13 protein-coding genes and 1 riboswitch are annotated in these 14845 nt (G+C 66.7%); of the genes, 4 read left to right on the top strand and 9 right to left on the bottom strand.

From position 1 onward, the window contains the following. Positions 1-51: 51 nt before the first annotated feature. The 5 genes from denD to ltnD all read right to left on the bottom strand — a co-directional run bounded on the left by denD (position 52) and on the right by ltnD (position 5218). Complete coding sequence (gene denD, locus ACUN9Y_RS01845) at positions 52-1014, bottom strand: D-erythronate dehydrogenase (RefSeq protein ID WP_445458963.1); 963 nt, start codon at positions 1012-1014, stop codon at positions 52-54. Positions 1015-1119: 105 nt separating this feature from the next. Then, the gene (gene otnI, locus ACUN9Y_RS01850; protein WP_445458964.1) at positions 1120-1911 is read right to left on the bottom strand and encodes a 2-oxo-tetronate isomerase; all 792 of its coding nucleotides are present in this window, start codon (positions 1909-1911) and stop codon (positions 1120-1122) included. A 315-nt stretch (positions 1912-2226) separates the two neighbouring features. Then, on the bottom strand, positions 2227-2883 hold the full coding sequence (gene otnC, locus ACUN9Y_RS01855) for a 3-oxo-tetronate 4-phosphate decarboxylase (RefSeq protein ID WP_445458965.1): 657 nt from the start codon (positions 2881-2883) through the stop codon (positions 2227-2229). Then, a complete protein-coding gene (gene otnK, locus ACUN9Y_RS01860) occupies positions 2880-4190 on the bottom strand; it encodes a 3-oxo-tetronate kinase (RefSeq protein WP_445458966.1) in 1311 nt (436 codons plus the stop codon). The genes otnC and otnK overlap by 4 nt, the downstream gene beginning before the upstream one ends. Then, positions 4187-5218: an L-threonate dehydrogenase gene (gene ltnD, locus ACUN9Y_RS01865; RefSeq protein WP_445458967.1), complete on the bottom strand. Its 1032-nt coding sequence runs from the start codon at positions 5216-5218 to the stop codon at positions 4187-4189. The genes otnK and ltnD overlap by 4 nt, the downstream gene beginning before the upstream one ends. A gap of 367 nt (positions 5219-5585) precedes the next feature. Between ltnD and ACUN9Y_RS01870 the strand changes: the two genes are divergently transcribed. Further along, a complete protein-coding gene (locus tag ACUN9Y_RS01870) occupies positions 5586-6629 on the top strand; it encodes a LacI family DNA-binding transcriptional regulator (RefSeq protein ID WP_445458968.1) in 1044 nt (347 codons plus the stop codon). Positions 6630-6801: 172 nt separating this feature from the next. Next, a riboswitch (FMN riboswitch) is annotated at positions 6802-6986 on the top strand. 86 nt (positions 6987-7072) lie between these two features. Further along, a complete protein-coding gene (locus ACUN9Y_RS01875) occupies positions 7073-7579 on the top strand; it encodes a 6,7-dimethyl-8-ribityllumazine synthase (protein WP_445458969.1) in 507 nt (168 codons plus the stop codon). 294 nt (positions 7580-7873) lie between these two features. Here ACUN9Y_RS01875 and ACUN9Y_RS01880 read toward each other — a convergent pair whose 3' ends face one another. From ACUN9Y_RS01880 to zapE, 4 genes are all read right to left on the bottom strand, one after another. Then, positions 7874-8077 carry a CsbD family protein gene (locus tag ACUN9Y_RS01880; RefSeq protein WP_445458970.1) on the bottom strand — a complete coding sequence of 68 codons (204 nt, stop codon included), beginning with the start codon at positions 8075-8077 and terminating at the stop codon, positions 7874-7876. A gap of 380 nt (positions 8078-8457) precedes the next feature. Then, positions 8458-10425 carry a PhoX family protein gene (locus ACUN9Y_RS01885; protein WP_445458971.1) on the bottom strand — a complete coding sequence of 656 codons (1968 nt, stop codon included), beginning with the start codon at positions 10423-10425 and terminating at the stop codon, positions 8458-8460. 285 nt (positions 10426-10710) lie between these two features. Further along, positions 10711-11187, bottom strand: coding sequence for a GNAT family N-acetyltransferase (locus ACUN9Y_RS01890; RefSeq protein ID WP_445458972.1), 477 nt, complete (start codon positions 11185-11187; stop codon positions 10711-10713). Between the two features lie 60 nt (positions 11188-11247). Then, positions 11248-12414: a cell division protein ZapE gene (gene zapE / locus ACUN9Y_RS01895; protein ID WP_445458973.1), complete on the bottom strand. Its 1167-nt coding sequence runs from the start codon at positions 12412-12414 to the stop codon at positions 11248-11250. A 347-nt stretch (positions 12415-12761) separates the two neighbouring features. Between zapE and ACUN9Y_RS01900 the strand changes: the two genes are divergently transcribed. Together ACUN9Y_RS01900 and ACUN9Y_RS01905 are read left to right on the top strand one after the other, a co-directional pair. Next, the gene (locus ACUN9Y_RS01900; protein WP_445458974.1) at positions 12762-13241 is read left to right on the top strand and encodes a DUF2946 family protein; all 480 of its coding nucleotides are present in this window, start codon (positions 12762-12764) and stop codon (positions 13239-13241) included. Between the two features lie 140 nt (positions 13242-13381). Continuing rightward, positions 13382-14743, top strand: a complete 1362-nt coding sequence (locus tag ACUN9Y_RS01905; RefSeq protein ID WP_445458975.1) for a PepSY-associated TM helix domain-containing protein — start codon at positions 13382-13384, stop codon at positions 14741-14743. Positions 14744-14845 lie beyond the last annotated feature (102 nt).

Consider the following 14845-nt stretch of genomic DNA (forward strand, 5'->3'; position numbering starts at 1 on the left):
CTTGCTGCGGGCGCGTGCGGTGCAGGCGCGCCTGAGTGTCGGGCAGGGGCGCTAGTGAGGATCGGCCACAAAGCCCGCCACGATGTCGTCGAAGCTGTCGTCACCCTTGAAGCCAAGCCGGTCGGCCTTGGCGGTGGAGAACCGCCCCGGCCAGCTGGCGACGATGGCGGTCACCGCGGCACCGGGTTCGAAGCGCACACGATCGACGGCCGCGTCGCCGGCCCGGCGACGCAGCGCTTCAAGCATCTCGGCGACGCTGACGGTGATGCCCGGCAGCATGAAGCAGCGCGAGGCGCCTAGCTCGCCCGCATCCACCTCGGCGCCGTGGATCAAGGCCTCGACGACCTTGCCCGGCGACATCACGAACAGTTCAAGCTCGGTGGGTACCGGGCAGACGGCGCCTTCGCCGGCCAGCGGTTCGCGCAGGATGCTGGAGGCGAAGCTCGAAGCCGCGGCGTTGGGCCGCCCCGGACGTATGACGATGGTCGGCAGGCGCAGCACCCGCCCGTCGATGAGGCCCCGACGACTGAAGTCGTTGATCAGCAGCTCGCACATGGCCTTCTGGGTACCGTAGGAGCTTTGCGGGGTCAGCGCCGTCATGTCGGTAAGCACCTCGGGGAGCTCTCCGCCGTAGACCGCCACCGAGCTCGCCATCAGCACCCGGGTCTGGCCAAGGCCGCGGCTGCGACACCCGTCCAATAACGCCCGAGTGGCATCGAAATTGACCGCGAGCCCAAGCTCCAGGTCCGCCTCGGCGGCGGAACTCACCACCGCCGCGAGGTGATAAATGACGTCGGGGCGACCGTCGAGCAACGCGTTCCATGCCCCCGCCTGAGTCAGGTCGCGAGAGGTGGTCACCACGGCGATGTCGCCTGCATCGATGGCGGGCGGTGCACTCTGGTCCACCAGGGTCAGTCGCGTGATGGTACGACCATCGAGCGTGCCCCGCGCTACCAGCGCCTGGGTGAGACGCTGGCCGAGAAACCCGGCGGCACCGGTGATCAGAATATGCATGTCGTGCTCCCGCTAAGCGCTTGTCGTCGTTGCTGTCATTGTTGCTGTCGTCGTTGCTGTCATTGCCGAGATCGCTGACGTGATCGCTGACGTGATCGGCCCCGTTCAGCCGATACCGTAGGCATTGGCCCAGCCGAGGCCGGCGCGGGTCTCACCCGCGGGACGGTACTCGCAGCCTACCCAGCCGTCGTAGCCCAGCTCATCGAGACGCGTGAGCACCGCGCCATAGTTGACCTCGCCCCGGTCCGGCTCGTGACGCTGCGGCACCCCTGCAATCTGCACATGCCCGATGTGGGCGAATTGGGCTTCCAGGGTGCGGATCAGGTCGCCCTCGACGATCTGGCAGTGGTACAGGTCGAACTGCACCTTGAGATTGTCCGCCCCGACACGCTCGACGATAGCGCGAGCCTGGGCCTGGCCGCTCAGGAAGAAGCCCGGCATGTCGCGCCCGTTGATCGGCTCGATCAGCAGGGTCTTGCCGGCCTTGGCGCACGCCGCGGCGGCGAACTGAAGGTTGCGAATATAGGTATCCTGGTGGGCCTGAATCGTGGCCGCATCGGCACCGCCTGGCAGCAGGCCCGCCATGGCATGCAGCCGCGGGCAGTCGAGCCGGGCGGCGTAGGACAGCGCCAGGTCGACGCTTTGACGAAACTCTTCCTCGCGCCCCGGCAAGCAGGCCAGGCCGCGCTCGCCTGCCTCCCAGTCCCCGGGGGGTAGATTGAACAGCGCCTGGCTCAGATCGTGGGCATCGAGACGGCGGCGCAGCTCGTCGGCCTCGAACGCATAGGGAAACAGGTACTCGACGGCGCGAAAGCCAGCCGACGCCGCGGCCTCGAAGCGATCAAGAAACGCGTGTTCGGTGAACATCATGCTGAGATTGGCAGCCAATCGAATCATGCTGAGTCCTATGTTCTAAAACGCTGGTGGCTTACTTAGGGCGCCCGATGCCGCGCCAGGTGCTCTAAGGCGCCCGATGCCGCGCCAGTTGCTCGAGGGCGCCCGACGCCGCGCCAGGTGCTCTAAGGCGCCCGATGCCGCGCCAGCTGCTCGAAGGCGCCCGATGCCGCGCCAGTTGCTCGAGGGCGCCCGACGCCGCGCCATCTGTCTAGGACGCCCGAATCCGCGTCAGCTGTTCGAGGGCGCCCGAATCCGCGCCAGCTGCTCGAGGGCGCCCGATGCCGCGCCAATTGCTCGAGGGCGCCCGATGCCGCATCAGTCCCGGGGGAACCGCGCTTCCAGCTCGGCGACCTGTTCCGGCGTCAGTCCCCTGGGGTTTTCGCCGCGCAGCAGCAAGAATAGCTTGGCGGTTTCCTCGAGTTCCTCCGTGGCATACACCGCCGCCTCGAGGGATTTCCCCGCGACCACCGGGCCGTGGTTGGCCAGCAACACGGCGCTGTGCTTGCCCGCCAGGCCCCTCACCGCGTCGCCGAGACTCGGATCCCCCGGCACGTGATACGGCACCAGAGGTAGCTTGCCCACGCGCATTACATAGTAGGCGGTGAGCGGTGGAATGCAGTCATGGCAATCGACATCCGGCAGGCACGATACCGCCACCGAGTGGGTCGAATGGAGGTGAACGATGGCACCGGACTGGGGGCGCTCGGCGTACATCGCCATGTGCAGAAAGCTCTCCTTGGTCGGCTTGTCGCCGTCCTGCCACTGCCCCTCGGCGGACAACCGCGAGATGCGCGCGGGGTCGAGCCGTCCCAGGCACGCGTTGGTCGGCGTCATCAGCCAGCCACCGTCCTCGAGGCGCACGCTGATGTTGCCACTGGAGCCCATGGTCAGGCCGCGATCGAACAGCGACTGGCCGTAGACCGCGATCTGCTCACGCAGAGCGTTGTCGCGATGAGTAGGCGCCCGAGTCATGGCGCCACCTCCGCCAGCACATCGAAGCCCCGGGTGAAGATGTCGACGCCGCCGAAGTTCCCTGACTTGAGTGCCAGCGAAAGGATGCGTCCCTCGACCCTCGCCTGGGTCCAGGGCACCCCGGCATCGATCTGGCCACCGATGCGCAGCTGGCCGAGGTCCAGCGCTGACACCACGGCGCCGGAGGTCTCGCCACCGGCGACCAGAAGCCGACCGATGCCTTCGCCGACCAACGTCGTCGCCAGTATCGCCATGGCCCGTTCGACCAGCTCCCCCGCCCTGGCAACACCGAGCCGCTGCTGGGCGGCCTGGACCCGCTGCGGGGCGGCGCTGGCGTAGACCAGCACCGGCTCATCAGGCGTGTCCTCGCGGTGCTGACGCACAAAGGCGAGCGCAGCCTCGATCGGCGCATCGCCGTCGGCGAGCTCCAGCGGGTCGAGGGCCACGCCCGGATGGCGCTCGAGAAAGTGCTCCACCTGGGCCAGGGTCGCCCGAGAGCAACTGCCGGAAAGGACCAGCGGGCCGCCTTCGGCCACCTCGAGGCGGGCGGCATCAGCATTGGGCTCAAGCCAGCCAAGGCGACGATACTCGCCGGGCAAGGCCTGGCCGAGTCCCGAGCCGCCGGTCACCAGCTCAAGCTCGACACAGGCCCCGGCCAGGACCTCGAGATCGTCATCGTTCAAGGTATCGCAGATCACATGGCGTACGCCGTCGGCGCCGAGCCGATGCAAGTGTTCTTGGGCCTGCGCCACACCGCCGCGGATCACGCGATCGTCGAGCAACCCCACCTGGTGCGGCGTCTGGCGCGCCAGCACCCGCACCAGGTCCGCATCGTGCATTGGGTTGAGCGGGTGATCCTGCATGCCGCTGTCGTTGAGCAGCCGATCCCCCACAAACAGGTGTCCTTGATAGACCGTGCGTCCCGTCGTCGGGAACGACGGCACCATCACCGTCTGGGCACCACCGAGCCGATCGAGCAATGCATCCGCCACCGGGCCGATGTTGCCCGCATCGGTGGAATCGAAGGTGGAGCAATACTTGAAGAAGATCTGGCGAGCGGCCTCGCCGTGCCGGTTGCCCCCCTTGAGCCAATCGAGCGCGGCCAGGCTGTCGGCCAGGGCTTCGTCGACCGGACAGGTGCGTGACTTCAATGCCACCACCACCGCATCCACATCGTCCGGCACCGGCGTATCGGCATCCGGCGCCCCCAGCACTTGCACCGTGCGCATGCCGGAGCGGACCAGATTGTTGGCCAGGTCCGTGGCGCCGGTAAAGTCGTCGGCGATGGCGCCCAGTATCAGGCTCATGTGTATTCCTCATCATTGGCACCGCCCGCGGCGTGGACGCTGTCATGGGCGGCCGGTAAGGTCAGGCCAGCGAGGGCCGCGTAGACCTTCACCACGGCGGCGTCATCCTCGCGCCCGAGCCCCATGCCACTGGCGGCGGTAAATTGTTGCAAGGCGCTGGCCGCGACCGGCATGGCCAGCTTCTTGTGGCGCCCCGTGTCGTGAACGATATTGAGATCCTTGACGAAGATGTCCACCGCCGAGAGCGGCGTGTAGTCCCCCTTCAGAATGTGGGGAACGCGGTTCTCGAACATCCAGGAGTTGCCCGCCGACTGGGTGATCACCTCGTAGAGCTTGGTTGGCTCGATGCCCATCGAAAGCCCGAGCGCCATGGCCTCGGCGGCGGCGGCAATGTGCACACCGGCCAGGTGCTGATTGACCAGCTTGACGCTGGAGCCGGGCCCCGGCACGTCCCCCAGCCGGTGCACCGTCGCCGCCATGGCCGCCAGCGCAGGCTCCGCCTTGGCGAAGGCCTCGGGCCTGCCCGAGGCCATCACCGACAGTTCACCGCGGCTGGCCTTGGCCGCCCCACCACTGATCGGCGCATCCAGCATGTCCACCCCCGCCTGGGCCAGGCGCTGGCCGAGCGCCTCGGCGAAGGCCGGCGCCACCGTGGCGCATTGAATCACCAGGGCCCCGGGCCCTAACCGATCGACCAACGATCCCATCGCCGTGTCGGCGCCCCCCTGCGCCTGCCCGGAGGCAGGCTCGAACAGCACCGCCTCGACCTGGGCCGCGTTGACCACCACTACCAGAACCACATCACACTGCTCACCGAGCACCTGGGGGGTCGCGACGCAGCGCCCGCCGACGGCCTCAAACTCGGCTCGTGCGTGCTCGGACAGGTCACAGCCCACCACATCGAGCCCGGCCACCTTCAGCGAACAGGCCACACCCATCCCCATGGCCCCCAGGCCAATCACACCGATGGCGCGTGCCTCGTGCTCTACGTCGCCGACGATCTTGCCATTGCCGGTTGATGGGGCCATGAAGCCGTCTCCTGTGATCTGGGATAAGGGCCTGCACGGCCCGGGACCGCCGGCCACCAATGCGTGAACAGGAGGCCGCCGCCCAAACGCCAGCCGCCGCAACGTGGAATGCCTGGCATGTCGCCTGATCGCCATGTTAGCGCTAACATTTAGAGTGTATTACTTTTAGTTCAGCGACGAATGAGGTGCAAGCGGTGGCGGCCTGGCCACGACCAATGTCTAATCATCGCGTGCCTGCGACCTCAGCGTGGTGTGAAGACCGGGCGGTGGCGTACCCACCGACGCCTGCCGACTGCACCGACGGCGCCGGCGTCTACGATGAGACCAGGCGGCCCCTTGGCCGCCACGATGATACGAGGACAGGTCCATGAGCGATCACCCGCCCCACGAACGCCGACGGCGCAAAGGACTACAGAGCCCGACCCTGAGTGACGTGGCGAAGGAAGCCGGAGTGTCGTCGATCACGGTCTCGCGAGCCCTGAGCAACCCCGACAGCGTGCGCGACTGCACCCGTGAGCGCGTGGAGGCGGCCATCGAACGCGTTGGCTACGTGCGCAACATGGTGGCGGGAAGCCTGGCCTCGGCGAGTTCTCACTTTATTCCGGTCATCGTGCCGTCGCTGTCCAATGTCGTCTTCATCGAGGTCATCCAAGGCCTGCAATCGACCTTCGAGAGTCACGGCTACCAGATCTTGCTGGGCAATACCGACTACAGCATGAAGCGCGAGGAAGAGCTGATCCGAACCTTCCTCGGCTGGTCGCCCACGGCGCTGGTGACCACCGGGCTCCGGCATCAACCGAGCCTTGCGGCGCTGCTGCGACGCTACCGGCGTCCGCTGGTCGAGATCATGGAGCTCGCCGCCCCGGGTGAGGCGCTGGATCTGAACGTGGGCATGTCCCACTACGGTGCCGGGCGTTGCATGGCCGAGCACCTGATCGCCCAGGGCTATCGCCAGGTGGTCTTTGCCGGCACCCAGATGGACGGCAACTATCGGGCACGACAGCGCTACGATGGCCACCGTGACCGGCTCGAGCGAGCCGACATGGAGGCCCCGCTGCTGGCCTGGGAATCCCCCAGCCACTTCGATGTCGGCGCCCGCGCCCTGGACGCCGTGCTCGACCGCTACCCACGTTGCGATGCCATTCATTTCGCCGACGACGTCATGGCCTGCGGCGCCCTCCTCCACGCCAGCCGGGAGGGGCTGCGCGTGCCCCAGGATATCGCCATCGCCGGCTTCACGGGCCTGCCCTTCGGTCAATCCTTGACCCCCCGCCTGACCACTGTCGCCTCCCCACGTGAAGCCATCGGCCGGCTCGCCGCCACCCAGATCATCGACCGACTCGAGGGGCGCGAACCGCAACGTCGTCGTATCGACGTCGGCTTCGAACTGATTCGCGGCGAGAGCGCCTGACGCCGCCGCGACACGGCCCTCGCCGCGATGAGCTGGTCGCCAACACTCTGCGCTGGCGGTAGAATGGTCGCGTCGCGCCACCGGCTGCGCCGCACAGGCGCGGCAGCTGCCGCGACGGCTTCACAAGGCGTCACCGTTGGTCCGGCACGATCCCGGCAACGGTGGCACGATTACAAGTTCTCAGGGCGGGGTGAAAGTCCCCACCGGCGGTGATGATCGGGGCCAAGCGTCCATGATCCAAGCCCGCGAGCGCCCTGCCTTGCCTGACAAGCCCAGAGCGGCCAGGCGATGCGGGGGTCAGCAGATTCGGTGAGACTCCGAAGCCGACGGTGATAGTCCGGATGAAAGAGAACGGCATCGACGACGCGACCTTCCCACGGGAAGGCCCGGCGCGACTCCGCTTGCCCTGATTCTGGTTAGGCGTTTCGCCAACGAGGACAACCATGAATCAGCTCGAACCCCAGCAGCACCCGCACGCCATCACCCCGGCCGCACAGCCCCGCATCGCCTTCTTGCAGGCCAGCTGGCACCACGACATCGTCGGCCAGGCCAGGGAGGCCTTCATCGCCACCCTGGCCGAGAAACACGCCATCGCGGCCGACCGCGTCGAGGTGTTCAGCGTCGCCGGTGCCTACGAGATTCCGCTACAGGCCAAGATGCTGGCCAAGAGCGGGCGCTTCGACGCCATCATCGGCGCCGGTTTCGTGGTCGATGGCGGCATCTACCGCCACGATTTCGTCGCCCAAGCGGTGATCGACGGCATGATGAAGGTCCAGCTCGACACCGAAGTGCCGGTGCTGTCGGTGGTCCTGACCCCGCACCACTTCCACGAGCATGCGACACACACCGCGTTCTACCACGAGCACTTCGTGACCAAGGGCCGCGAGGCAGCGGATGCCTGCGTACAGACGCTCGAAAACCAGCGCAAGCTGCGCCAACTGTTCGTCTGACGCTTAAGAACCCGCGCAGGCTGCGCCGTCCAGGTCCACTGACGCTTAAGAACCAGCGCAGGCTGCGCCAGTTGTTCGGCTGACGCTGGGGCCGCGAGGCGGCACCGTCCAGGTCCACTGAGATTCGGGAGCATTCCCGGCAAGATCGCCCGCCAAGATCCCCCACCAAGACAGGCAAAACGAACAAGGCCCAGCGCCGCTGGGCCTTGTTCGAATCCTGTGGCCGGTGCCAGGCCAGCCACGATACGCTTGCCGTGCCGCTCCCAACACATCACGCCCGTCCCACCATCGGCCCTACAGATTGAGCCTGGCCTTCAACTGATCGAACTCCTTCTCCACCGCCTCCCGGCTCATGCCGAACTTCTGCTGGATAATGCCGATCAGCTTTTCGGTCTTGCCCTCCGCCTGCTTCACTTCATCGTCGGTCAGGTCTCCCCATTTTTCCTTCGCTGCCCCGGTGAACTCATTCCACTTTCCTTCGATGACCTTGGTATCCATAGCGACGACCTCCTTTGCCTCATCATTGATGAATGACACATACTCGTTAAGGAGGCTAGCCAGCCTTGCCAGAATTCGATAGGGGGACCGAGGTCTCCTGTCAGCATCGCTCGATATAGCACAGCCAGATATAGCACAGTCCAAATCCGCCCCCCTCTCGCCAAGGCGGCTATCGCGACCCGTCGACGGGCTCGCCTGACGCTGTCGCCCATCACCCGACACCATGGGCAGGCGAAGCCGTATCGCCCTTGCAACAGTGGTTTGCGCCGCCAGCGCCCTCTGCCTCCGGCGGCTAACGGGGCCGGCGTTTGGCAAGTCCCGCGTACGCGATGCCCGCCCGGGGCGGCGTCGACACCGGCCAGAGGCACGCCACGCCTCGCTCAACCGATGGTGCCGCCGGCGTGGCGCGTCACGACCACGATCGATGGCCGTGGTGGCACGGCGTCGTCGAAATCCGGCCAACGGGTCGCCGGGTCCTCGAAGGAAGCCGGCGTCGTGCGTCCGGGAAAGTCGGCGCTCTCGTCTTCTCCAGGGTGCTGTACCGAAAGAAACAACGCGGTGTCGTCCGGGGTGAAGCTTGGGCCACTCATCTCCGCCCCCATCGGTACGCGGAAGAACATCTTGCCGGTGCCGCGACGCTCACCGTCGGTCTCCAGTGCCCAGAGCCCGTCAACGGTGCCGCTCATGGTCCACTTCTCGCCCTGATCGGTCGTCACCCACAACCGCCCACGGGCATCCACCGCGCAGTTGTCTGGCGAGGCGAACCAGCCATTGGCGGTCGTGGCCGGGTTCCATTTGGCCCCCACCGCTTCGTTGGCGGGGTCGCCACACCGAACCAGCATGTCCCAGCGGCTCAGGGCAGCGCCGTGATCGCCGTCGGTGGCGATCTCGACGATCTGACCGAAGACGTTCTCGGCGCGGGGGTTGGCCGGGTTAAGCCGATCGGCGCTGCGCTGGTGATTGTTGCTGAGCATGACGTAGACCTTGCCGGTCGCCGGGTTGGCCTCGATGTCTTCGGGTCGGTCCATCGGCGTCGCGCCAAGGGCATCGGCGGCGAGGCGAGTATCGATCAGGACGTCGGCCTGGCTCGCGAAGCCGTTTTCCTCGGTCAAGGGGCCTTGCCCGTGCACCAGCGCCAGCCAGTGGACGCTGCCGTCTTCATCGAAGCGGGCGACGTATAGCGTGCCGTGATCGAGCAGATCACGATTGGCCTTCGCATTCACGACGTCGACCCGATCCCGGGTCACGAACTTGTAGACGTAGTCGAAACGTTGATCATCGCCCATGTACACCACCAGGCGTCCGTCATCGGCCACCACGTTGGCCGCCCCCTCGTGCTTCACCCGGCCGAGCGCCGTGCGTTTGATCGGCGTCGACGTTGGGTCATGGGGGTCGACTTCCACCACCCAGCCAAAGCGATTGGGCTCGTTGGGCTCCTCGTTGATATGAAAGCGCGGGTCGTAGAGGCCCCAGGCATTGGCCTCGGTGGGGGCACCATACCGCGCCAGCTTGTCCTTCTCGGGGTGTTGCTCGGCATCCCCCATGAAGTAGAAATTGAAATTTTCCTCGCAGGTCAACACGGTGCCCCAGGGCGTTACTCCCCCGGCGCAGTTATTCAGCGTGCCAAGCACCGTACGCCCATCCGGGTCGGCCTGGGTCTGCACCCGGGCATGTCCCGCCACCGGCCCCGCCAGAACCATAGGCGTACTGCGCGGTGTCAGGCGGCGGTTGTAGGGGCTGTCTCTGACGTAGTGCCAGAGCTCGCCGTCACGGCGCACCTCGACCACCGAAAGGCCATGGGCCGCCTTTTCGATTTCGACGATCTCGGCGCTCAGGTCGGAGTGATCGAACTCGTCTTTGGGCATCGGCAGGTTCGGGAACATCAACTCACGGCTGACGTACTCGTGGTTGACCATCAGCAGGCCGCGATCGTCGCGCCCGGCAAGGGCAACGAAGCCGATATAGTCGTTGTTGTAGCCGAACTGGCGCTCCTGGGCCTCGGCAGTCTGATGCTGGGGATCGAACTCGGGGGCGTCGGCAAATAGCGGATCGCCCCAGCGGATCAGCACATCGGCGCGGTGGCCGTCGGCGACGTGAATGGTCTCATCCAGGCCGTGGGTGATTTCGTCGAAGGCGAACCGGTCGCCGTCATCGGCCTGGGCCAGGCCCGCGCTCAACGGCCCCAGTCCAGCGAGGCCAGCGAGGCCGAGGGACGCGCCGCCTGCGCCCTTGAGAAAGCCTCGCCGCGATAGCCGTCGCTCGATGAGGATGGCCATCGGCGTGGCACGGGAAGGGTTGGTGGGGCGGTCTTCGTGGGCCTCGAAAAAGGCCGTGCGGGAGAAGCACATCGCGGTGTCCGGTGGTGCAGCAGACGGGGAATGCCAGCGCGGGGGCTCGGCAGGACCAGGGCAACGTCGCCTGGGCGACGACCTTGCGGGGACGACCGCCCGACGAGCCCTCTTTTCGTGATAGCAGTTCGGGCCCTCCTTCACCTTACCTCAGACGAGATAGCCCCTTCCTCGTCCAGGCAACCCGGCCGCCAATCGCCGTGCCAGCCACGCTGTCACCGCACGACGGATTCCGCCGGGCAGCGAGTCGCGGCGGCCTCCGCCCCCGGGCGCCTGGCGTGGCGCTCACTCGCCGCCCAGCTCACGCACCATGATGGTGACGCGCTCGCCGAGATAGTCGACGTCTTCATAGGCTCGCCAACCGAGCCGGGCATAGAGTGCCTGCTGATCCGGCGTGTAGAGATACAGCCGCGTAATGCCATGGTCACGAGCCTCGGCTTCGACGCGCTGGACCAGCGTCGACGCCAGCCCCTGACCGCGGCTTGCCTCGGGCACGAACACCGAGGCAAGCCATGGCGAGAGCTCGCGACGAATGCTCATGTCGTCCGGCGACAGGCTCGCGGTACCGAGTGGCTCTCCGTCGCGCATGGCCACGAACACCGAAGGCACCCCGGCCGCCCCGCAGTAGGCGGCCACGGCGTTGCACCAGCTTTCGCTATCGTGCTCGGGGTGCTGATGCCCCCACGCAGCGAAGGTCCAGCCGGCCACTGTGCGAAGATGGGGCGAGCCGGCGTCCAGCCGCTCCAGGGTCACGCGTTGCATGGGGACTCCTCTCCTTGAAAAGGTCGATGCGCCGTGCGCGCAAGGCCAACCGATGATGTGTCATACGCCCGGACGCCGTCCGAAGCGTTCCCACTGCATTTCCCGCAGTCGGCTCAGGGTACGACGAAACGCGAAGGCCAGGTAACCATTCGGATAGAGCGCCTCCATCGCCACCTCGGCTTCTATCACCAGTGGTACGCCGCGGTCATAGCACTCATCGACCAGCGCGATAAAGCGCCTGACGCTATCGTCTCTCGGCGCCAGCGGCGGCAGCTCTCGGTCGCCGGCCACCACGCGCTGGTACGCATCCTCGGTCCCCCGCGCGATGCGCGCCGGCTGCGACTCGCCGGCAAGACCGGGCACGCCATCAAGCAGCAAGGTATCGAAGCGGTCACACAGGCCAATAAAATCGAGGGTCGATAGCGGCGCCTCGCACAGGTCGGCGAAGTCGCACCAGATGACCTTGGCGCCGAGGCCGCGCACGGCGATGGTCCGGGCACCCAGGGTCAAGGCGGTATCGACGATGCCCGCGGGGGCGAGGCGACGGAAAAGCTCGGGCACCACGCTCGGCTCCCCGCTTCGGCGCACGAAATAACGCTGACGCGACACGCCAGGGTGCTCACGGTGGTCAAGATCACCGCCGAGATGGACCGTCTGCATATGCTGTTCCATGGCAGCGATCGCCGGCATAAACCGCTCGCGATTGAAGCCGTCGCGGTAGAGCTCCGAAGGCGGCTGATTCGAGGTCGTCAACACCACCAGGCCACGCACGAAGAGTCTCTCGAGCAGGCCTCCTAGCAGCATGGCGTCGGCAATATCCTCGACGTACAGCTCATCGAGACATAACACCCGAACCTCACCGACCAGCTCATCGGCAAGACGATTCAACGGATCTGCGCCGCCACCGAGCTGGAACTGGCGCCGGTGCACCCAGCGCATGAAGTGATGAAAATGCAGGCGCCGGGCGGGCACGGGACACCCGGCGGCAAACAGGTCCATCAGCCAGGTCTTGCCGCGGCCGACCTTGCCCCATAGGTAGACGCCGTTGGGACGACTGCCGTCGACCAGGGCCCGATGGCAGCCCTCCAGGGCATCGACCGCCTGGCGCTGCGCCGCGTCTTCCAATAGCACGCCTTCGGCCAGCGCCCGGCGATAGGCCTCGCCGGGGGATTCATGGGGCTCGCTCTGCGGGTGGCTAGAAGCCGATTCGCTGACACTGACAGTCATGGCCGAGGGCATCCGTGGCGATGGAGCCGACAAGCATCGCGAGGCCTGGCGTGTGAAGCAAGGGCCCGACGCAACAGACGAAGCCATCGTGGGCTGCACACGCCGTCCAAGGTGACCACGACAACCGGCCATGCGGCGTGCCTGGCCGACGTCCGACAGACGCCTCACGGGACCCACGGCCGGTTCGTCAGCGCCGAGGGCTACCCGCCAGGCACGTCACCCGCCCGACGTCGGTGCGGCATCACACCACGTCAATGGGCTATTGGAGGCATGTGCAAGGCATTAGCACTTGCCTATAGTGGTCGATCCTTTGCTTCGCGATACTCACCTCGCTGCCCGGCCCGACGATGACCTCTCACCTGCACCGACCTTCTCGACGCCTAGCTTGGCTGGCCTTGACCGCCATGCTGCTGGTGTTCGTCGGGCCCTTGATCGGTCAGCTGCAGCGTCTGCCATCGGCCGATGACATGAGGCGGGCTCACGCCGAGCTCGATCAAGCAGCGCCTTACGGGATGGCTCAGGCCGCGCATGCCCCACCCGCGAGTGCTCCCCCGCAAGCCCCTTCTGCCGAGCGGCACCGCCACCACCCGCAGGCGGATTCCGCCTCCGCGACGGCCCTCCAGGGCGGAAGTCACCACGACCTGGCCGCATGTGGCTACTGCGTGCTCTTTGCCCATGTGCCAGCCCAGGCCGTCGCGGTCCGACTGCCTGACAGCACACCGGTAGCCTCCCATCGCCTGCCTGCGGCGCCAGCACTGGCGGCGCCGGCGTCCTCCGCGTATCCCGCCTTCATCGCGCGAGCCCCTCCGGAAGCGTCCCGGGCCTGACCAGCCGGCCTCTCGGCCAGGTTGCCGGCCCCTTGTCATCCCCACACCCCGCAACCCCGAGCCCAGTGCCCCGACATCGCCCGCCTTGAGCGGGGATGGCCGGCACCATCGCCTCCCCATGACTGCGAGATGAGTTCTTCATGACAGACGCCGCCTCCTCCTTGGCGCCAGCGCTCAAGACGCTGATCATTCGCCTGCACTTCTACATCGGCCTGCTGGTCGGTCCCTTTATTCTCTTCGCCGCCCTTACCGGCACCCTGTACGCCCTGACTCCGGCTCTCGAACATGCGGTCTATCACGAAGCGCTGACGGCGACCAACGCGCCCGGCGCCGAGCGCGCTACCCTGGCCGAGCAGATCTCTGCCGCGCAGACGTATCGCGGTGATGATGCCGCTCCCAGCGCCGTACGCCCCGCCCCGGAGCTCGGCGCAACGACACGCATCATGTTTGCCGATCCGGCGCTTGACGCCGGCGAGCATCGCGCCATTTTCATCGACCCGACAACCCTTGAAGTGCACGGTGATCTGACGGTCTACGGCACCAGCGGCGTGCTGCCGCTGCGGCGCATCATCGATCAGACCCACCGCCAGCTACTGCAGGGCAACATCGGCAGGCTGTACAGCGAACTGGCGGCGTCATGGCTGTGGCTGGCTGCCCTCGGTGGCCTGGCGATATGGGCCTTCAGCGCTAGCCCCAGGGTGGACCCGACCAAACACACACGCAGCGCAAGGCGCCTGCGTACGCGGCGCCATCACAGCACCCTCGGACTGATCCTCCTGATCGGACTGCTGGCGCTGTCCGCCACCGGGATGACCTGGTCCCAATACGCCGGCGCCAACTTCTTCGCCGTGCTCAAGGCCGGTGGCTGGGGCACGCCCCGCGTCTCCCTGGCGCTCGACGGCCCACAAGTCCACGATCCCCACGCCGATCACAAGGCCGCCGGTCCCACCCAGAACGGCGTCGATAGCGCCGCCTTCGACCGCGTGCTCGCGGCGGCTCGCGGCGCCGGCCTCGATGCCGGCAAGATCGAGCTGATCGCCCCGGCTCCGGGGCAAGCGTGGAAGGTTCGCGAAGTCGATCGTAGCTGGCCCTCCCAGGTCGACGAGGTTGCCATCGATCCGGCGAGCTTTGCGCTGCTCGATCGGGTCCGCTTCTCGGACTACCCGCTGCCGGCCAAGCTCACTCGCTGGGGCATCGACGGCCACATGGGTATCCTGTTCGGCCTGCCTAACCAACTGCTGCTGGCGGCCCTTGGCATCGGCATCGTCGTGATGGTGTGCTGGGGCTACGCCATGTGGTGGCGCCGACGGCCTGCCGTGAGCAACGGCCAGACCCTGTGGCATGCCCTGCTACGTGTACCGCCGATGGGCCTTGCCATCACCGCCACCATCGCCCTGGGCCTCGGCTTCATCATGCCGGTCATGGGGGTCAGCCTGGCGCTGTTTCTGGTCATCGACGGCGTTCGCACCATCGCCGCGGCGCGACGCTCGGTGGCAGCGTAGTCCATCAACGAACCCACCGCCGGGGATAGGTAAAATGCAGACGTACAACCGGGAAAAGCAGGTAATGAGCCGGTGAACCGGAAAAAAGGGGCGGCCACACGG

The sequence above is a fragment of the Halomonas sp. V046 genome (assembly GCF_052645355.1).